This window comes from Comamonadaceae bacterium OTU4NAUVB1, from assembly GCA_024372625.1.
Classification (GTDB): domain Bacteria; phylum Pseudomonadota; class Gammaproteobacteria; order Burkholderiales; family Burkholderiaceae_C; genus Variovorax.
Genome location: CP099605.1, coordinates 2,322,539 through 2,340,351 on the forward strand (window position 1 = coordinate 2,322,539; position 17,813 = coordinate 2,340,351).

Here is a 17,813-nt window from a genome sequence, read left to right on the forward strand (position 1 = left end):
GCTCAAAACCAGGCCTGCGCGAGCCCGAAGGCGAGTGCCGCGCAGCCGAACCACAGCGACCAGCGTGGCCGGTAGGCCAGCAGCACGACGAGCGCCGTGCCGGCGATGCTCAGCAGCCCCAGCCACCACAGAATCCCCACCGAAACCGACCCGGCGTCCAAGCAGGCGAGGTGCAAGGCGCCGGCCAGCAGGGCGCCCCCCGCCAGGCGCAGCGGCCGCACGAAGCGGCTCGGCCATTCGTGCCGGAGCATCTCGCATCGATGGCGGTCCATCGCCAGTGCCAGCGTCGTGAAGCCCGCGCAGGCGATCGCGAGCGCCGTGAGTGCCGCTGGCGCGCTCATGGCGCGCGCAACCTGAAGGCCATGACGCCGTGCAGGACGGCGAAGACCAGCATCGCCAGATCAAACCCGGCCACGCTCCACTGGCCCTGAGCGATGCTGAGCAAGAGGCCGGTGCCGCCGGTGAGCGGGTTGACCACCGGCAGCAAGGCAAACAGCAGGGCAGCCAGGCCAAGTTGCTCGCGCCAGGCCGCGCGATGCCGGCGGAACGCGGCATGCGCCAAGCACAGCGCCCACATGCCAAAGAAGCCGTGAACCTCCCAGTCCGCGCGCTTCGGCAGATCGACCGGGATCAGTCGGTTGCCCCAGAAATAGCTCGCCGTCGCCACCGAGAGTCCCGCGACGGCGGCGACGTTGAGCATCTCGACGAGGCGCTGGCCAGGCGGCGTGCGGCCGAGCTTGCGACGCTCTGGCAGTCGCTTGACGATCCACAGCACCAGCCCCGTGGCCACCATCGCCGTGCCGATCACGCCCGCGACGAACAGCAGCCAGCGTGCGCCAGGGCCGGCGAAGCGCCCGAGGTGCGGCGCGGTCAGCGCGTTGTAGACGGCGAGCGCGCCCGAGGGCGCCGCTGTCGCCGGCCCTTCAATGCGCTCGCCGGTCGTGCCGTCGAAGCGCATCCGATCGCCGGCGCCACGGTTGAGCAGACTGCGACCGCCCTGCTCACGCAGTTCGATGGTCGCCTTTGCCGTGTCCGGCTGATGGACCACGATGCTGCCGACCCCGTGCTCGGGCCACCGGGCGCGGGCCTGCGCGAGGAGGGGCGCCAGCGCGACCAGAGGCACGACGTCGGTGCCGTCGCGTGTCGCGACACGGCTGGCATCGTTGCTGCGCGCAGTCGGCGCCGCGCCGCCGCGACGCTCGGTGGCGAAGGCCTGCGTGTCGCCCTGGTAGACCGCGTCGATACCCCACGGCATGAGCGGGTTCATCATCAGCAGCAGGCCGCTGAACGTGATGACGACATGGAACGGAAGCCCGAGCACGGCCGTCGCGTTGTGGGCGTCGAGCCAGGAACGCGGACCCTTGCGCGGGCGGAAGGTGAAGAAGTCCGTGAAGATCTTCTTGTGCGTGATCACCCCACTGAGGATGGCCACGAACATCACCATCGTGGCGATGCCGACGATCCACCGCGCCCCGGTGCGCGGCAAGGCGTGCAGTTCGAAATGGAAACGGTAGAGGAAGTTGCCGCCTCGGGTGGCGCGCTGCTCGATCACCTCCCCCGTGGCGGCGTCGAGTTCGGCGCGTCGGGTGCCGGCACGGCCTGGCGCCGCGCCGTGCTCTCGCCAGCTCGCCTGGATCGACGTCGTCCTGGCGCCGGGCAGTTCGAGCGTCCATGCCGCCGCGCCGGGCGCCAGGCGCAGCATGGCGTCGATGGCGCTCTCGGGCGAGAGATCCCGGGGCACCGACGCGTGCAGTTCGGGTTTCATCCAGACGTCGATCTCGTCGCGGAAATAGCTGAGTGTCCCGGTGAAGAACACCGCATACAGCAGCCAGCCCAGCAGCAGGCCGCTCCACGTGTGGAGCCACGCCATCGACGGGCGCAGGCCCTGGGGTCGGCCGTCGACCCTCATGCAGTGCTCGCGCCGACGGCCCGTGCGAACAACGCCATGGCGGTGGCCGGCAGGCCGATGCCCGCCCAGGCGCGCCAGGCGCTCGCGCAGCCGAACGCCCACAGGGCGGCGACGGCATGCGAGACGAAGGCCGCCATCGTCGCCGCCAATGCCGAATCGACGCGCGAGGCGCCACCGGCCGACAGCCCGAGCGCCACGCCATGGGCCACGCAGATCGACAGGATGTGGCCGCCCGACACCGCGGCAATCAGGCGCGAGGCCACGCCGAGGCGATAGCGGATCAGTGGAAAACGAGAGGTGACAGGCATGTGCGGGCGACCGGGTGCGATGGATGTCAGAAGCGCAGGGTCGAACCGACCCATAGCCGGCGACCGTAATTGTTCTTGCCGTAGGTGGCCTGGTCCAGCCGCTTGTCCGACAGGTTGTGGATCGCGGCGTTGAGCGTGACGTCGCGATTCCAGTCGTACGAGGCGCCGACGTCCGCGGTGGTGTAGGCGGGAGCCGGCCGCGTGCCGAGGGTCGCGCCGTACTCCTCGCCATAGTGTGCCAGCGCGCTCCACACGGTCAGTGCGGGTGTCGCCTTCCAGGTCGCCCGCACGTTGGCCATGCGCTCGGGTGTGAGTGCGAGCGGCGCGCCGATGTTGGCGCCGGTCTTCTGCTGCGAGTCGGTGTGGGTGTAGTTGGCCTTGAGCTGCACCGTGCGGCTCACGTCCCACTTCGCGTTGAGCTCGACGCCGGCGATGGTCGCCTTGTCGATGTTCACCCGGTCCATGACGATGTAGCGGTTCCAGGTGCGCGTGGTCGTCACCGTCGACAGCTTGTCTTGAAAGTCGTTGTAGAAGAAGGTGATGCCGCCCGAGATCGTCCTGCTCGGCGCCCAGAGACTCGACACCTCGTAGTTGGTGCTGGTCTCCGGCTTCAGGTCGGGGTTGCCGAGCATGACGAAACGGTTGCGCCGGACATAGGCGTAGTCCGGAATCACCGCGCGCAGTTCGGGCGCCTTGAAGCCGCGCGAGACGCCGCCCTTCAGGGTCCAGCTGTCGGTGCCGTGCCACACCGCGTACAGACGAGGATTGGCATGCGTTCCGTACTGGTCGTGGTGGTCCAGCCGCAACCCGCCGGTCAGGGCGAAACGCTCGGTGATCGACCATTCGTCCTCCAGGAACACCGCCTTCTGCGTCGTGCCGAAGCGATAGGTCACCTGGTCGCCGAGGCCGGGGTTCCAGTCGGACAGCGAGGTGTCGTTCCACTGCACCCCGCTGGTGACCAGGTGGCCGCGCCAGGGCATGACCAGCTTGGCATCGAACACCGTGTTCTTCACTTCGGGCGCGCGGTCCGAGAACTCGTTCTGCGCCACGGTGCCATCGCTAACGCCGATGCGCGAGGCGCGCTCCCAGGCCAGCGAGACCTCGGACGATGCCCAGCCGTAGCGGCCCCGGTGCGTGACCGATGCGTGGTCGCGGTCGTTGTCCTGCTCGCGCGTCGCCCAGTTGGCGCTCGTGCCTTCGCCGTTGTGCAGGCGGGCGGCGCCTGCCTGCACCACGATGTCGTGATGGAGATTGGGCGTGATCGCCAGGCGGGCGGTGAGGTCGGTGTGGCGCGCCCGTGCGAAGCCCCCATTCGCCAGATCGTCGTCGGCCTGGCGATCGAGCCGTCGGCCCCAGACCTGCAGGCCGAGCAGTTCGTCCTTGATCGGTCCGCCCGCGAAGAACTGGACCTGTCTGCCATTGCCGTAGTCCTTGTGCTGCTGTGCCGTGTGGTCGAGGTTGACCGAACCGCCCCACGCCGAGGGCACCTTGCGCGTGATGACGTTGATCACCCCGCCGATCGCGTCGGAACCGTACAGGGAGGACATCGGTCCGCGCACGACCTCGATCCGCTCGATCGCCTCGGCCGGAGGAATGAAGCTCTGCTCCATGCCCGCGCTGCCGTTGACGCGCGCATCGCGCGTGCTCTGCCGCTTGCCGTCGACCAAAATCAGCGTGTATTCACCAGGCATGCCCCGGATGGAAATCTCGCTCTCGTTGGCGGTGCCGGTCACGGCGACGCCCTCGACATCGCGCAGGGCATCGGTCAGGTCGCGGAAGGAGCGCCTGCGCAGTTCTTCGCCCGTCACCACCGTGATGGACGCCGGCGCGTCCTTCACCTGCTGCGCCGACCCCGACGCGGTGACCACCACCGTGGCGAGGTCGGCGGCGTCCTGCGCACGGGCCCGGTCGGTGGCGAGCACGCCCGCAAGGGCCGCGACGGCGATCGCCACGAGGCGCGCGGAAGGGGTGGAATGTGACAGGAGGGACATGGTGATGGGCCCTGCGGACAGGCCGAAAGGGCGGGAGCGAGTTGTTTGAATGGGAATCGTATGCATTAACCTCGGGCGTTCTGGACAGGTTGAGACGCCGCCCGCGTTCCTGCTCCGAACCTCCGAATGCCCGCTGCGCCGCCGCCCGTGACACCCCGAATCCTGGTCGTGGACGACCACCGCAAGATCCGCGAACCGCTTGCCGCGCTGCTGCGCCGGGCGGGTTTCGACGTGCGCGTGGCCGACGGCGCGAACGCCATGCACCTGGTGCTGCGGCACACGCCGGTCGACTTGGTCGTGCTCGACGTGATGCTTCCTGACGGCGACGGCTTCGCGCTGTGCCGGGAGTTGCGCGCGGCCGGTGGCCCGCCCGTGATCCTGCTGACGGCACGCGGCGAAGCGCACGACCGCATCGCGGGGCTCAACCTCGGTGCCGACGACTACGTCGTCAAGCCCTTCGAACCCGAAGAGCTCGTCGCGCGCATCCACGTCGTGCTACGCCGCATCGTGCCGGCGACGGCGGCGCGCGACGGCGGCGCGCCCGAGCCCGCCGAGACGTGCGCGCCGGGGCGGTTCATCTTCGGCCCGTGGCTGCTCGACGAGGGCATCGCCCGGCTGACGCACGACGATGGGTGCTCGGTCGAGCTCAGCGGCACCGATCTGCGGCTGCTGGGCGCGTTGGTGCGCCACGCGCGTGCCGTGGTCAGCCGCGAGAGGATCCAGGAACTCACCGGCCGCGCACCGCATCCCGGCTTCGAGCGGACGATCGACCGGCAGATCAGTCGCCTGCGCGTCAAGATCGAAGCCGATCCGCGTCAGCCCGTGCTCTTGCGCACGGCCTGGGGCGACGGCTACATGCTCACCGTCGACGCGGTGGCGCTTGCGCCATGACGTCGGACGCACTGCCCGGCGCGGTGCGTTGGCCGTCGCGGTGGCCGCGCGGCATGGCCAACCAGCTCGGCCTGCTGATGCTCGTGGGCGCCCTCGCCACGCACGGTATCGGCGTTGTCTTCCTGCAGCAGTTCGGTGTGCTGGTGCATCCCATCGCGCTGTCCCAGGTTCTCGAGCGTCACGCCATCGCACACGCGGTCACCGACGGATTGCCCACCACGCGCGCCGCCTCGCTGCTGGCGGCGTTCGACCCGGACGTCGTGCGGGTCTGGACCGGGTCGGACGCAGAGGTACCGCCGCACCCCATGCAGACCGAGGAATTGCGACTGGCGGCGGCATTGCGCCAGCGCCTTTCGCTCACCGACGCAACACCGGTTTGGGTGCAGATCGAGCGCATCGACGGCGGGCCGGCCCGCGACGCAGTGCTCGCGCTGCGCAACTGGACCGCACTGCAGCTGCGCGTCTCCATCGGTCTGACCGACGGGCGCTGGCTCAACAGCTGGCAGCATCCGTCGGGCGGCTACGAATGGTGGCGGCTGCTGCGGTTCTCGTTGCCGGTCAGCATCCTGCCGGTGCTGGTGCTCGGCTATGTCTTCGTGCGCCGCATCGTGCGGCCGGTGCGCGCGCTGGTCGACGCCACCGAGCGCGTGGGCCGTGGCGAACACGTCGACGCCTTGCCGGTCACGGGCCCGTGCGAGGCCCGCGAACTGACGGTGGCCTTCAACGCCATGCAGCACAAGCTGCACCGGTTCGTGCAGGACCGCACGCGGATGCTGGCCGCGATCGGCCACGACTTCCGAACGCCCATCACGTCGCTGCGCCTGCAGGCCGAGTTGATCGACGACGGGCCCCTGCGCCAGGACATGGTCGAGACCCTCGCCGACATGTGCGCGATGGTCGAGGAGACACTCGACTTCGCGCGCGACGACGCCGCGCACGAGGCGACCGAGGCGATCGATCTGAACGCCTTGCTGCAGGCCGTGGCCCGGCGCTACCGCGAGGCCGGAGACCGGCTGGTCGTGCGGCCTCGGCAGTTGGCACCGGGCTCGACGCCCCCTGTCTTTCGCGGACGCCCGGCGACGCTGCGACGCGCCGTCTCCAACCTGATCGACAACGCGCTGCGTCATGGGGGCGTCGCCAGGGTGTTCCTGTCGATGGATTCGCTCGGCGGCGACCTCGCACATCGCATCGACATCGAGGATGACGGTCCCGGTCTCGTGCCAGAACAACTCGACCATGCGTTCGAGCCGTTCTGGCGCGCCGACGGTGCGCGGGGGTCCGGCCAGGGCCTTGGGCTCGGTCTGTCGATCGCGCGGACCTGCGTGCAGGCGCATGGCGGCGACGTCGCGCTGACGAACCGGCTCGAAGGCGGATTGCGCGCCAGCATCCGTCTGCCGGCGTGACCGTGGGGTGTGTGTCAGGATCGGGACGCGCCGCCGCGTCGATGCGCGCCCGGCCGGTCGCCCTCCGTCGCGTGCCTGGCGCGGACGGCCACACCCGTCCCCACAAAATCGTCAGGGTATTCATGAAAATCGCCACCTGGAACGTCAACTCCCTCACCGCCCGCCTGCAGCACGTGCTCGACTGGCTGGCCGCGAACCCGGTCGACGTGCTGTGTCTGCAGGAACTCAAGATGAGCGACGACAAGTTTCCGCTGGAAGTGCTCGCGGCGGCTGGCTACGAAGCGGCCGTCTTCGGTCAGAAGACCTACAACGGCGTCGCGATCCTGAGCCGCGCGCCCCTGCGCGACATCGCGCGCAACATCGGCGGCTTCACGGACGAGCATTCACGGGTCGTCAGCGCGACGCTCGACACGGCGCACGGTCCGCTGCGCATCGTCAATGGCTACTTCGTCAACGGGCAGTCGCTCGACAGCGAGAAGTTCATCTACAAGATGAAGTGGCTCGAAGCGCTCCACGACTGGCTGCGCGTTGAACTGGTCGCCCATCCCGATCTGGTGCTGCTGGGCGACTTCAACATCACGCCGGAAGACCGCGACAGCTTCGACCCCGAGGGCCTGCGCGAGACCATCCACCATTCCACCCCGGAACGCCAGCAGTTCCAGGCCCTGCTCGCCCTCGGACTGACCGATGCCTTCCGGCTCTTCGACCAGCCCGACAAGAGCTATTCGTGGTGGGACTACCGGATGCTCGGCTATCCCAAGAATCGTGGTCTGCGCATCGACCACATCCTGGTGAGCACGCCGGTCGTTCCGCGGGTGACGGCCTGCACCATCGACCGCGTGCCGCGCAAGTGGACCAAGCCCAGCGACCACGCCCCGGTGACGGTCGTGCTCGATCCTTCCGCGGGCTGAGTACGCACCGGCGTCGTGCCGAACGACCGACCGACCAAGCCTATTCCAGGCCGAGTTCCTGGATCTTGCGCGTGATGGTGTTGCGCCCGATGCCGAGCTTCTGCGCGGCCTCGATGCGTCGGCCGCGCGTGTTGGCCAGCGCGGTCAGGATCAGGCGCGACTCGAAGCGGCGCGACAGCGCGTCCCACACGTCGTGCCGCCCGGCGGCCAGCAGGGTCTGAGCCTCGCGTTCGAGGCCGCTCTCCCAGGTCGAAGGACCGACGTCGACGACCGCGTCCGCCACGGCCAGGGCCCCTCCCCCCTCGGCCGACGTCACCATCGGTGCCGCCAACGCGTCGCCCGCCAGTGCGATGTCGCTGGTGAACGGCAACGGCGCGGCCACCGCCGCACCGGCCGGGGCGGTGCCCGGCATCGCGGGCAGGTGCGACGCCGCCACGGGCACGGCCATGGCGACCGGTGCCGACGCGGACGACGACATGGCCTCCGGGACGCTTGCGCTCACCATGACTTCGGGTGGCAGGTCCTTGACCTCGACGAGCTGCGCCGGCGCCATCACGGTCAGCCAGTGGCAGATGTTCTCCAGCTGGCGCACGTTGCCGGGAAATCCGAACGTCGCCAGCTGCGCGAGCGCCGCATCGGAGATGCGCTTGGGCTCGACACCGAGCTGCTTGGCGCTCTCCTGCAGGAAATGGCGCGTGAGGGCGGGCACGTCCTCGCCACGCTCGCGCAACGCCGGCAGACGCAGGCGGATCACGTTCAGCCGATGGAACAGGTCCTCGCGGAAACCGCCGAGCTTCACGCGCTGCTCCAGGTCCTGGTGCGTGGCGGCGATAACGCGCACGTTGGCCTTGACCGAGTTGTGGCCCCCCACGCGATAGAAGTGCCCGTCGCTGAGCACGCGCAGCAGCCGCGTCTGCAGGTCGAAGGGCATGTCGCCGATCTCGTCGAGGAACAGCGTGCCGCCCTCGGCCTGCTCGAAGCGGCCGCGACGCATGGTCTGCGCGCCGGTGAAGGCGCCGCGCTCGTGGCCGAAGAGCTCGCTCTCCAGCAGGTCCTTGGGAATCGCGGCCGTGTTGATGGCGACGAAGGGACCGTCGGTGCGTGGCGAATGCTTGTGCAGCGCGCGCGCCACCAGTTCCTTGCCCGAGCCGGACTCGCCGGTGATCAGCACCGTGACGTTGCTTTGCGAGAGCCGGCCGATGGCGCGGAAGACGTCCTGCATCGCCGGCGCCTGGCCGAGCATCTCCGGCGCGGCGGCCATGCGCTCTTCCGCCACCTCCTCGCGCTGACTCTCGTCGACGGCGCGGCGGATGAGTTCGACCGCGCGCGTGAGGTCGAAGGGCTTGGGGAGGTATTCGAAGGCGCCGCCCTGGAACGCCGAGACGGCGCTGTCGAGGTCGGAGAACGCGGTCATGATGATCACCGGCAGCCCGGGATGGCGCGCCTTGATCTTGTCGAGCAGATCGAGCCCGGAACCACCGGGCATGCGGATGTCGCTCACCAGCACCTGGGGGCCGAGCGACTCGTCGCCGTTGGCCGCATCGAGCGCAGCCAGCACGTCGCGCGTGTTCGTGAAACTGCGGGTGGGCAGGTCTTCGCGCAGGAGCGCCTTCTCCAGCACGAAGCGGATGGATTGGTCGTCGTCTACTATCCAGATCGGCTTCATGCAGCTCCTTGTCGCCTTGCTGCTATGGCAGCGGTATCAATAACTTGAAATCGGTTCGGCCCGGCACGCTGTCGCATTCGATGACCCCATGGTGCTGCTGCACGAAGGTCTGCGCCAGTGTCAGTCCCAATCCGGATCCACCTTCCCTGCCCGAGACGAGCGGATAGAAGATGCGGTCCTTGATGTCATTGGGCACGCCCGGTCCGTTGTCGATGACATGCAATTCCAATGCCAATCGATACCACTGCTTGTTGAAGATCACCTGTCGCGCGATGCGTGTCTTGAGCGTGATGCGTGCATCGCCGGCGGCACGGCGCTCGGCCAGGGCCTGCGCGGCGTTGTGGACGATGTTGAGCGTGGCCTGGATGAGCTGCTCCCGGTCGCCCCGGAACTCGGGGATGGAGACGTCGAAGTCGCGCTCGATGTGCAGGTCGCGCGGGAACTCCGCCAGGATCACCGATCGCACCCGCTCGCACACCTCGTGGATGTTGACGTCGCCCACCACGTGCGGACGCCGGTGCGGGGCGAGCAGGCGGTCGACCAGCGTCTGGAGGCGGTCGGCCTCGTGGATGATGACCTGGGTGTACTCGATGAGGTCGCGCGATTCGACCTCCATCTGCAGCAGCTGCGCCGCGCCCCGGATGCCGCCCAGCGGATTCTTGATCTCGTGCGCGAGGTTGCGGATGAGTTCCTTGTTGGCCTGGGCCTGGTCGATCAGGCGTTCCTCGCGATCCTGCCGGGCCTGGTTCTCGAGCGGCGACAGCTCCACGATCACCTCGCCCCGGCGATCGGTCTGCGCGAGGGTGACCTGCACCGGCAGCATGTCGTGGCTGACGCGCCGCAGGAAGGCCTCGTAGCGCAGGGTGGCGAAATCGTTGGTGCTGGCCCCTTCCAGCGCCGTGCGCAGGACGTGAGGTTCCTGGAAACAGGCACTGAACTGCGAGCCTTCGAGCGTGCGGCGCGAGGTGCCCAGGACGTCTTCCAGCGCCGCGTTCGCGAACAGCACCGAACCGTCGCGCTTGACCACCGCGATCAGCGTGGCGAGCAGATCGAAGGGCTGGAAGCGCCGGGGCGCGGAGGAGATCTTGCCGAACGCCATGTCAGGGCACCGCCCCAGCGGGCAGTCGGGCGAGTTCGCGGCGGATGCCGGCGATGTCGCTCTCGTTGCGAGCGATTTCGGCCTTCATCTGTTCCACCCGATCGAGGTACTTCTGGTAGTTGCGGGCCTCACCACCCTGCTTCTCGGGTTCGCCATTGTTGAAATCGCGCAGCAGTTCGGCCTGGCGCGACTCGGCCCGCCGGAGTTCGGACTGCAGCACCGAGCGGACCTCGCCGTCGCGGGCACGCTGCTCGGCGCCCTCCACGCGCGGGCCGCCCGTGGGCGACGCGCCGCGGGCGGGCGAACTCGCGGTGGCGGCGGACGGGGTCGCCGGGGTCGTCCGTGGCGTCTGCACCACCGTGACGTTGCCACCTTCCATCACCTTGCAACCGCGTTGCTTCGCCTGCGCGGCGTTGTTGGTGTATTCGTTGCCGCAGCGCCAGACCTGTTCCTGGGCCTGCACGGGCAACGCGGCCAGCGGTGACGCCAGCAGGATGAAAAACGCGGATGAAAGCTTCATGGACAGGGAGGAAGTGGAGGCATCGGAACATTCTCAGCCAATTCGAGCGGCCGTCCGCCGCCATGTTCCCGCCCAAAGAAAAAGACGGCCGCGGCCGTCTTCTGGAAGTCCGTGACCGGCGCCGGCCGCCCCGAAGGACGCTGGCGCCAGACCGCTCAGAGCGAGTAGTACATGTCGAATTCGCAGGGGTGGGTCGCCATGCGGAAGCGGGTGACTTCCTGCATCTTGAGTTCGATGTAGGCGTCGATGTACGAGTCGGTGAACACGCCGCCCTTGGTCAGGAACGCACGGTCCTTGTCGAGGTACTCGAGCGCCTGGTCGAGGCTGTGGCAGACGGTCGGGATCAACGCGTCTTCTTCCGGCGGCAGGTGGTAGAGGTCCTTGGTCGCGGCTTCGCCCGGATCGATCTTGTTCTCGACGCCGTCGAGACCGGCCATCAGCAGCGCGGCGAAACCGAGGTACGGGTTCATCAGCGGATCGGGGAAGCGCGCCTCGACGCGGCGGCCCTTGGGGTTGGCCACGAACGGGATGCGGATCGAGGCCGAACGGTTCTTCGCCGAGTAGGCCAGCTTCACCGGGGCTTCGTAGCCGGGCACCAGGCGCTTGTAGCTGTTGGTGCCGGGGTTGGTGATCGCGTTGAGCGCGCGGCCGTGCTTGATGATGCCGCCGATGTAGTGCAGCGCGAATTCCGACAGACCCGCGTAGCCGTCGCCGGCGAACAGGTTCTTGCCGTCCTTCCAGACCGACTGGTGCACGTGCATGCCGGAGCCGTTGTCGCCGACGATGGGCTTGGGCATGAAGGTGGCGGTCTTGCCGTAGGCGTGGGCCACGTTGTGGATCACGTACTTCTGCAGCTGGACCCAGTCGGCACGCTGGATCAGCGTGCTGAACTTGGTGCCCAGTTCCATCTGGCCCGCATTGGCCACTTCATGGTGATGCACCTCGACCGGAATGCCCAGCGCTTCGAGCACCAGGCACATCTCCGAGCGCATGTCCTGCGCGCTGTCGACCGGGGGCACGGGGAAGTAGCCGCCCTTCACGGCCGGGCGGTGACCCGTGTTGCCGTGCTCGTATTCCTTGTCGGTGTTCCACGATGCTTCTTCGGAATCGATCTTCACGAAGCAGCCCGACATGTCGTTTTTCCAGCGCACGCTGTCGAAGACGAAGAATTCGGGTTCCGGTCCGAAGTAGGCGGTATCGCCCAGGCCGGACGCCTTCATGTACGCCTCCGCGCGCTTGGCGAGCGAACGCGGGTCGCGCTCGTAGGCCTTGCCGTCGGCCGGATCGATGACGTCGCACGTCAGGATCATCGTCGTCTCTTCGAAGAAGGGATCGATGTTGGCGGTATTCGGGTCGGGCATGAGTTGCATGTCCGAGGCCTCGATCCCCTTCCAGCCGGCGATGGACGATCCGTCGAACGCATGGCCCGAGGTGAACTTGTCTTCGTCGAAATGCGAAACCGGCACGGTCACGTGCTGTTCCTTGCCTCGTGTGTCCGTGAAGCGGAAGTCGACGAACTTGACCTCGTTGTCCTTCACGAGCTTGAGTACGTCGGCGACGGTCTTTGCCATCAATTTCTCCTGGTTTGGGGGGTGAGTGAATACAGTTGCGAGGGAATGCAGTTTCTATGCCATTGGCACGGAGACGCCAACGTCCGGTCGTCGGGCTCCGGCACGGTGCAGGAAATCCGACGAGAAATATCCATCTTGGTGCATATCGATCATCGCACCAACTCGGGGCCAAGGCGTGCATCGAAACCGTGCAGCCCGTCGAGAAGCTGCGCATACGCCGGATCAACCCGCTCCGCGTCGCCCTTCACACCCAGCTCGATGTGGCGCCCGTGCTGGGGATGATCGACGCTCGGCAAGCTGAATACCTTGATGCCTGGATGCGCGGCCTCGACGGCTTCCATCAGCGGCGTGAGCGTGGCTTCCATGGCCCCGTAGACGATGACGGACTTCTCGACCGCCCGGCCCTGCGCGAACAGGCCTGCATAGCGGGCGTCGAGCACCGATTCCACCATCGGCCACGCCATGACCGGGAAGCCCGGCACGAAATGCACGTCGCCGACACTGAAGCCGGGAATCTTGTTGTAAGGGTTGGCGATGATCTGGGCACCGACCGGGAACGTGCCCATGTTGAGGCGGTGCACGTTGTCGGGGCGCTCGGGCTCGTAGGCCACGCCCTGCTCGGTCGCCGTCTCGCGGATGCGTTCCTGGATCAGCACCTTGGCTTCCGGATGCAGCGCGAGTTCCACGCCGAGCGCCGCCGCCGCGCACTGGCGCGTGTGGTCGTCGGGCGTGGCACCGATGCCACCGGTGGAGATGACGATGTCGCCCGAGGCGAAGGCGCGCACCAGCGCGGCGGTGATGCGCTCGGGCACGTCGCCGACGTATTCGGCCCAGGCGAGTTGCAGTCCGCGCGCGGCCAGCAGTTCGATGACCTTGGGCATGTGCTTGTCGACGCGCTTGCCCGAGAGGATTTCGTCGCCGACGACGATCAGGCCGAAATTGCGGCTCATGGAAGTTTCCTTGGAGTGGAGGCGCCCGGGGTGCCACCGGATGCGGGAGGGAATTGGGAGGACGAAACGGACGCGGACGTCGACAGCGACAGACCCGCTGGCGCCGCGGCCATCGCGGCCCTGTCGTCGATCGCGCGCTGCGCGCGCAACCCGGCCAGTGCGTCGAGCGCATAGTGGGCGAACCACAGGGCCGAGAAGGCGAACACGAGCGTGTAGATCCAGATCCCCAGTGGCACGAGCACGAGGAAGGCGGCCGCGAACACGACCCCCGAAGCCCAGACGACGCTCGGCGCCGCGCCGAGCAGGCCGCACAGCACGCCGATGCCCAGCAGGGGCAGGCGGTGAGCGCGCAGCACCGCGTTGCGCTCCGGTGCGCTCGCGTGCTCGGCCAGGGCATCGAAACTCATGACACGGTAGGTCAGCCAACCCCAGATCAACGGCGGAAGGATCAGCACCAGGGGCGGAATCAGCCACAACGGCATCGACACGAGCAGGGCCACCAATGCCAGCGACGTGAGACCGACCGAGCGCAGAACGCTGCCGATCAGTGACGCGCCCTTCTTCTCCTCCATCCCCGGAAAGCGCCGCTGCGCGACCAGGCGCGTGAGCGAGGGCGCCATGAACGCGGCGACCACCAGCAGCACCGCCAGCACGATGACCGGGGTGGCGGCGAGCACCACCACCAGCGGCGCCAGCGTGGCAGTCACGTCGGTGGAGAACAGGCCGCCGAGCCAGCCCCAGAAACCCGACAGCAGTGGCCACGCATCGAGCGCGTCGCGCGTCCATGCGACCGCCGACGCCCAGAAGAAATGCCCCAGGCCCGCGGCCACCACCACCATCACGGCCAGCGGCACCAGCGACAGCACGATCACGCGCGGAAGCAGGCAGTAGGCGATGGCACGCCAGAAGGAATCGATCACGAGACGCATGGGACTCCGAGGATAGCGTCCCGTGCCGACCGGCCTTCAGCCACGCCCGACGATGCGTCGCAGTCCCAGCCACTGCTGCGACCAGAAGCCCCGACCGTAATCGCGCACCCGACCCTGCGCATCGGGCTCGACCTGGTCGCGGATGCCCGTGGGCTCGTAGGTGGTCCGGAAATCGCCGGTGCGCAACAGCATGTCCCACCACGGCAGCAACACGCCGTAGTTGCTGCCCCGGGCCGCGGCGACGCGGTGGTGCGTGCGGTGGAAGCGCGGGCTGACCCACAGGCGCTCGCCCACGCGCCCGAAGGACAGCCGCAGGTTGGCGTGCTGAAGGCTCTCGCTGAGCTGGGTGAACATCACCAGCGCGATGAACTGCCCCGGCGCCACGCCGATGAGCTGCGCGACGATCACGATGATCGCGTCGTGCAGGACGCTGTCGAGCAGGTGGTTGCGGTTGTCGCTCCACATGGTCATCTGGCGCTGCGAGTGATGCAGCGAATGCAGGCTCCACCACCACTCGAAGCGGTGCTGACCGCGATGGATCAGGTATTCGACGAAGTCGAGCACCACCAGGTACATCACGAAGGACACCCAAGGAATGTCGGTGATGCCCGGCACCAGTTCGTCGATGTGCAGCGTGCCCCAGCCCTGCGCACGCAGGAAGCCCAGGCCATGGTCGAAGACCGGCTGCAACAGGAAGAACATCGCCAGGCGGAACACGCCCAGGCGATGGATCAGCGTGTAGACGACGTCGGTGCGGATGGCCCGTCGGTCGCTCACCGCCTCGGCCGGCCGCCAACGCTGCAGCGGGCCGATGACCGCCAGCAACACCAGCACTTCGATCAGCCCGATGAGGAGCCAGCCGGTGGCGTCGAACGCATCCTCGCCCCAGCCCCCCAGACCCGCGGCATAGACCAACGGCTGCACGGCGGCCTCGAACACCCATTGCTGCAGCGCCACGAACTGGTCGGTGATCCACTCCATCGTCTCGCCCTCGTGCTCAGGGATGCGCGGCGATCCACGCCGTGTAGTCGGGATGCTCGCGCAACGTGCGGAAGCAGAAGCCCTTGGCCTTCAGGCCGGCGACCAGAGGCTCCAGCACCGCCGGCGCCCACGGATCCTGACGCGACCAGATGCCCAGGTGCGCGATCAGGATGTCGCCCGCACGGACGTTGTCGAGCGCCTGCCGCAGCAGCCGCTCGTTGCTGAACTTGTCGCTCGGCAGTTCGTCGCCGAGAAAGCCCGCCGGCGCCCAGCCGACGTGCGCGTAGCCGCAGGAGCGGGCCGCGGCGAGCAGGCTGGGCGAGGTCTTGCCGCCGGGCGCACGGAACAGCGGCAACGGCTTCTTGCCGGTGATGCGCGCCAGGCGTTCGCCGGCCTTAGCGATGTCCGCGCAGTACTGCGCCGCGTTCCAGGTGACATCGCGGCCCGCCGTCGGACCCGCCGATGGACGGACGCGAAAGCGCGGCTCGGCGCCGGGTTCGTCGCCACGCCAGTAGACGTGGTCGTAGGTGTGCGAGGCGAATTCATGGCCCTCGGCCGCCCTCGCCTTCCACCACGGCGCCCAGTGGTCGTCGAGGCTGTCGCCATCGGTGCGGGTGCGCTCGGCCGCGCCGAAGAAGGTCGCGCGCACCTGCTGGCGCGCCAGCACCTCGGCCACCAGCGGCGCCACGCCCATGTGACCGGTGTCGAAGGTCATGTAGAGCGGCTTGGCGCACGTGTCGGCCGCGCCGGCGACGGTGGCGATCGATCCCAGGAAAGCGCCGCCCAGCAGCAGCGCGAGCCCGCGGCGGCGCGTGGTCCTGCTCATCGCCTGGCGTGGTCGATCGTCCAGACGCCGTGCGGCGACCGCCCGACGTTTACCTGGCGCACCACCTGGCGAGTGGTCAGGTCGACGATGCTGAGCTTCTTCGCCCAGCGCGAGGTGACGTAGAGCAGCTTGCCGTCGGCCGAGACGTCCATGCAGTCCGGGCCGCCCGGCACGGGATAGGTGTCGGTGACCTGCAGCGTCTTCAGGTCGATGCGGCTGATGCTGTTGCCCGCGCGGTTGCTGACGAACACGCCACGCCCGTCGCCGGTCGCGCGAAACGCGTGCGCGCCCTTGCCGGTGGGAATGTTGCCGGTCGCCCGGGGCTGGGCGCCGGAGACATCGAAGACCTGCACGCTGTCGCTGCCGGTGAGTCCGACCAGCAGGGTCTTGTCGTTGTTGACGCCGAAGATGTCGGCCGGCATGTTGCCCGTCGCCACCCGCCACCGGACGGTCTGCGTGGCGAGGTCGACGGCGATGAGTTCGTTGCTGTCCTGCATGGTCACGTACGCCACCGTGCTGGCCGCATCGATCCAGATGTGGCTGGGCGTCTTTCCCGTGACGATGCGCTTGGCCAGCTTCAGGTCCTTGCCGTCCCAGCGGTAGATGTCGACGTGGTCGAGCCGGTTGGCGGCGGTCACGAACCACTTCATGTCGCGCGAGAACTGCAGCTGGTAGGGATCGATGATGCCGTAGATGGTGCGCTGGACCTCGGCGGTGCGCGGGTCGAAGAAGGTCAGCGAATCGCCGGCCGAATTCGCCACGATCACCGAGCGCTCGTCGGGCGTCATGTAGATGTGGTGCGGTTCCTTGCCGGTGGGAATGCGCTGCTTCTCGGTCCATGTGACCGGGTCGATCACGCTGACGTTGGCGTCGAGCGAATTCAGCACGAACAGCGGATTGCGCGACGCCGTCGCGGGCGCGACGGAAGTGGCCGCGGCGGCCGATGCCGGAGCGACGGCGGCGGGCGTCGCGGCGAGGGACGAAAGGGCCGCGCAGGCCAGCAGCAGGATGGCCGCAGTGCGGACGTGGATCGGGGAGGAGAAGCGCAAGGGAAGGGTCCGCGAGGGAGGAAAGGCGTCAGCTTAACGCCCGTTGGTGAATCCTGGCTGACCGCCGGATTTCACGCTCTGCCGAAGGTGCGCAGGGCCTCGACCTCCGGACCCGAGAGCCAGCGCCAGTGGCCGGGCGCCAGGCTCGCGTCGAGCCCGAGGTCGCCGATGTGCGAGCGGTGCAGCATCTCGACACGGTTGCCCACCGCCGCCAGCATGCGCTTGACCTGGTGGTATTTGCCCTCCGTGAGCGTGAGCCGCAGGTGCGTCGGGGCGACGGCCTCGCAGGCCGCGGCACGCACCGGCTTCGGATCGTCGTCGAGCACGACGCCGGCGAGCAGCCGGTCGACCTGGGAGGTGTCGATCGGATGCTTGGTCGTCACTTCATAGACCTTGGGCACGTGGTGCTTGGGCGAGCCCATGCGGTGGATGAACTGGCCGTCGTCGGTCAGAAGCAGCAGTCCGGTGGTGTCCTGGTCGAGGCGCCCGATGGCCTGCACGCCCTGCACCGCACCCTTGTTGGGGCGCAGGCGCAGGGGCGACGGCAGCAGCGTGTAGATGCTCGGATAGGTCGAGGGTTTCTGCGAGCACTCGGTGCCCGCGGGCTTGTGCAGCAACAGATAGGCCTTGTCGTGGTACGCCCACGGCGTGCCTTGCACGGTGAAGGGCAGTCCCTCGCGCGCCTCGATGTCGGCGAACGGATCGCGCACGACGGCGCCTTCGACGACCACGAGCCCCTGCTGGGCGAGACCCGCGCAGACACGGCGCGTGCCGAATCCCTGGGTGTAGAGAAGTTCCTGGAGTTGCAT

Annotated in this window: 17 protein-coding genes; 3 read left to right on the forward strand and 14 right to left on the reverse strand. The window is 68.3% G+C overall.

Translation table 11 applies throughout. The annotated features are described in order from the left end of the window. Window positions 1-2 precede the first annotated feature (2 nt). The 4 genes from NF681_14365 to NF681_14380 are packed head-to-tail and all read right to left on the reverse strand — an operon-like array spanning window position 3 to window position 4,208. A complete protein-coding gene (locus NF681_14365; protein UST53491.1) occupies window positions 3-341 on the reverse strand; it encodes a DUF3325 domain-containing protein in 339 nt (112 codons plus the stop codon). After that, window positions 338-1,909, reverse strand: a complete 1,572-nt coding sequence (locus NF681_14370; protein UST53492.1) for a PepSY domain-containing protein — start codon at window positions 1,907-1,909, stop codon at window positions 338-340. Before NF681_14370 ends, NF681_14365 begins: the two co-directional genes overlap by 4 nt. Beyond that, entirely contained in the window at window positions 1,906-2,217 is a 312-nt protein-coding gene (locus NF681_14375; protein ID UST53493.1) for a DUF3649 domain-containing protein, read from the reverse strand. Before NF681_14375 ends, NF681_14370 begins: the two co-directional genes overlap by 4 nt. Window positions 2,218-2,243: 26 nt before the next feature. Continuing rightward, on the reverse strand, window positions 2,244-4,208 hold the full coding sequence (locus NF681_14380) for a TonB-dependent receptor (protein UST53494.1): 1,965 nt from the start codon (window positions 4,206-4,208) through the stop codon (window positions 2,244-2,246). A gap of 147 nt (window positions 4,209-4,355) precedes the next feature. Here NF681_14380 and NF681_14385 point away from each other — a divergent pair, with 147 nt between their 5' ends. The 3 genes from NF681_14385 (at window position 4,356) to xth (ending at window position 7,413) form a co-directional block, all read left to right on the forward strand. Continuing rightward, complete coding sequence (locus NF681_14385; GenBank protein ID UST53495.1) at window positions 4,356-5,099, forward strand: response regulator transcription factor; 744 nt, start codon at window positions 4,356-4,358, stop codon at window positions 5,097-5,099. After that, window positions 5,096-6,502 (forward strand): ATP-binding protein, encoded by a 1,407-nt coding sequence (locus NF681_14390; protein ID UST53496.1) that lies wholly within the window; start codon window positions 5,096-5,098, stop codon window positions 6,500-6,502. The genes NF681_14385 and NF681_14390 overlap by 4 nt, the downstream gene beginning before the upstream one ends. Before the next feature lie 122 nt (window positions 6,503-6,624). Continuing rightward, complete coding sequence (xth, locus tag NF681_14395; GenBank protein ID UST53497.1) at window positions 6,625-7,413, forward strand: exodeoxyribonuclease III; 789 nt, start codon at window positions 6,625-6,627, stop codon at window positions 7,411-7,413. Between the two features lie 40 nt (window positions 7,414-7,453). On the opposite strand, the gene ntrC is transcribed toward xth, so the two are convergent. From ntrC to NF681_14445, 10 genes are all read right to left on the reverse strand, one after another. Continuing rightward, on the reverse strand, window positions 7,454-9,079 hold the full coding sequence (gene ntrC, locus NF681_14400) for a nitrogen regulation protein NR(I) (protein ID UST53498.1): 1,626 nt from the start codon (window positions 9,077-9,079) through the stop codon (window positions 7,454-7,456). Window positions 9,080-9,101: 22 nt separating this feature from the next. Further along, entirely contained in the window at window positions 9,102-10,178 is a 1,077-nt protein-coding gene (gene glnL / locus NF681_14405; protein ID UST53499.1) for a nitrogen regulation protein NR(II), read from the reverse strand. A 1-nt stretch (window position 10,179) separates the two neighbouring features. Next, window positions 10,180-10,698 carry a hypothetical protein gene (locus tag NF681_14410; protein ID UST53500.1) on the reverse strand — a complete coding sequence of 173 codons (519 nt, stop codon included), beginning with the start codon at window positions 10,696-10,698 and terminating at the stop codon, window positions 10,180-10,182. Between the two features lie 155 nt (window positions 10,699-10,853). After that, entirely contained in the window at window positions 10,854-12,269 is a 1,416-nt protein-coding gene (glnA, locus tag NF681_14415; GenBank protein ID UST53501.1) for a type I glutamate--ammonia ligase, read from the reverse strand. Window positions 12,270-12,418: 149 nt separating this feature from the next. Next, complete coding sequence (locus tag NF681_14420) at window positions 12,419-13,219, reverse strand: molybdopterin-binding protein (GenBank protein ID UST53502.1); 801 nt, start codon at window positions 13,217-13,219, stop codon at window positions 12,419-12,421. Next, window positions 13,216-14,148 (reverse strand): EI24 domain-containing protein, encoded by a 933-nt coding sequence (locus NF681_14425; protein UST53503.1) that lies wholly within the window; start codon window positions 14,146-14,148, stop codon window positions 13,216-13,218. Before NF681_14425 ends, NF681_14420 begins: the two co-directional genes overlap by 4 nt. A gap of 36 nt (window positions 14,149-14,184) precedes the next feature. Next, the gene (locus tag NF681_14430; GenBank protein ID UST53504.1) at window positions 14,185-15,129 is read right to left on the reverse strand and encodes a sterol desaturase family protein; all 945 of its coding nucleotides are present in this window, start codon (window positions 15,127-15,129) and stop codon (window positions 14,185-14,187) included. 16 nt (window positions 15,130-15,145) lie between these two features. Next, a complete protein-coding gene (locus NF681_14435; GenBank protein ID UST53505.1) occupies window positions 15,146-15,955 on the reverse strand; it encodes a polysaccharide deacetylase family protein in 810 nt (269 codons plus the stop codon). Then, window positions 15,952-17,004, reverse strand: a complete 1,053-nt coding sequence (locus NF681_14440) for a YncE family protein (protein UST53506.1) — start codon at window positions 17,002-17,004, stop codon at window positions 15,952-15,954. Before NF681_14440 ends, NF681_14435 begins: the two co-directional genes overlap by 4 nt. Window positions 17,005-17,075: 71 nt before the next feature. Further along, entirely contained in the window at window positions 17,076-17,813 is a 738-nt protein-coding gene (locus NF681_14445; GenBank protein UST53507.1) for a pseudouridine synthase, read from the reverse strand.

Bases quoted from the DNA above. Each gene is read 5' to 3' on its own strand.
- NF681_14425 (UST53503.1), bottom strand. From the start codon at position 14,148: ATGCGTCTCGTGATCGATTCCTTCTGGCGTGCCATCGCCTACTGCCTG.
- ntrC (UST53498.1), bottom strand. From the start codon at position 9,079: ATGAAGCCGATCTGGATAGTAGACGACGACCAATCCATCCGCTTCGTG.
- glnL (UST53499.1), bottom strand. From the start codon at position 10,178: ATGGCGTTCGGCAAGATCTCCTCCGCGCCCCGGCGCTTCCAGCCCTTC.
- NF681_14420 (UST53502.1), bottom strand. From the start codon at position 13,219: ATGAGCCGCAATTTCGGCCTGATCGTCGTCGGCGACGAAATCCTCTCG.
- NF681_14370 (UST53492.1), bottom strand. From the start codon at position 1,909: ATGAGGGTCGACGGCCGACCCCAGGGCCTGCGCCCGTCGATGGCGTGG.
- NF681_14410 (UST53500.1), bottom strand. From the start codon at position 10,698: ATGAAGCTTTCATCCGCGTTTTTCATCCTGCTGGCGTCACCGCTGGCC.
- NF681_14435 (UST53505.1), bottom strand. From the start codon at position 15,955: ATGAGCAGGACCACGCGCCGCCGCGGGCTCGCGCTGCTGCTGGGCGGC.
- NF681_14365 (UST53491.1), bottom strand. From the start codon at position 341: ATGAGCGCGCCAGCGGCACTCACGGCGCTCGCGATCGCCTGCGCGGGC.
- NF681_14390 (UST53496.1), top strand. From the start codon at position 5,096: ATGACGTCGGACGCACTGCCCGGCGCGGTGCGTTGGCCGTCGCGGTGG.
- NF681_14375 (UST53493.1), bottom strand. From the start codon at position 2,217: ATGCCTGTCACCTCTCGTTTTCCACTGATCCGCTATCGCCTCGGCGTG.
- xth (UST53497.1), top strand. From the start codon at position 6,625: ATGAAAATCGCCACCTGGAACGTCAACTCCCTCACCGCCCGCCTGCAG.
- NF681_14380 (UST53494.1), bottom strand. From the start codon at position 4,208: ATGTCCCTCCTGTCACATTCCACCCCTTCCGCGCGCCTCGTGGCGATC.
- glnA (UST53501.1), bottom strand. From the start codon at position 12,269: ATGGCAAAGACCGTCGCCGACGTACTCAAGCTCGTGAAGGACAACGAG.
- NF681_14445 (UST53507.1), bottom strand. From the start codon at position 17,813: ATGCAACTCCAGGAACTTCTCTACACCCAGGGATTCGGCACGCGCCGT.
- NF681_14430 (UST53504.1), bottom strand. From the start codon at position 15,129: ATGGAGTGGATCACCGACCAGTTCGTGGCGCTGCAGCAATGGGTGTTC.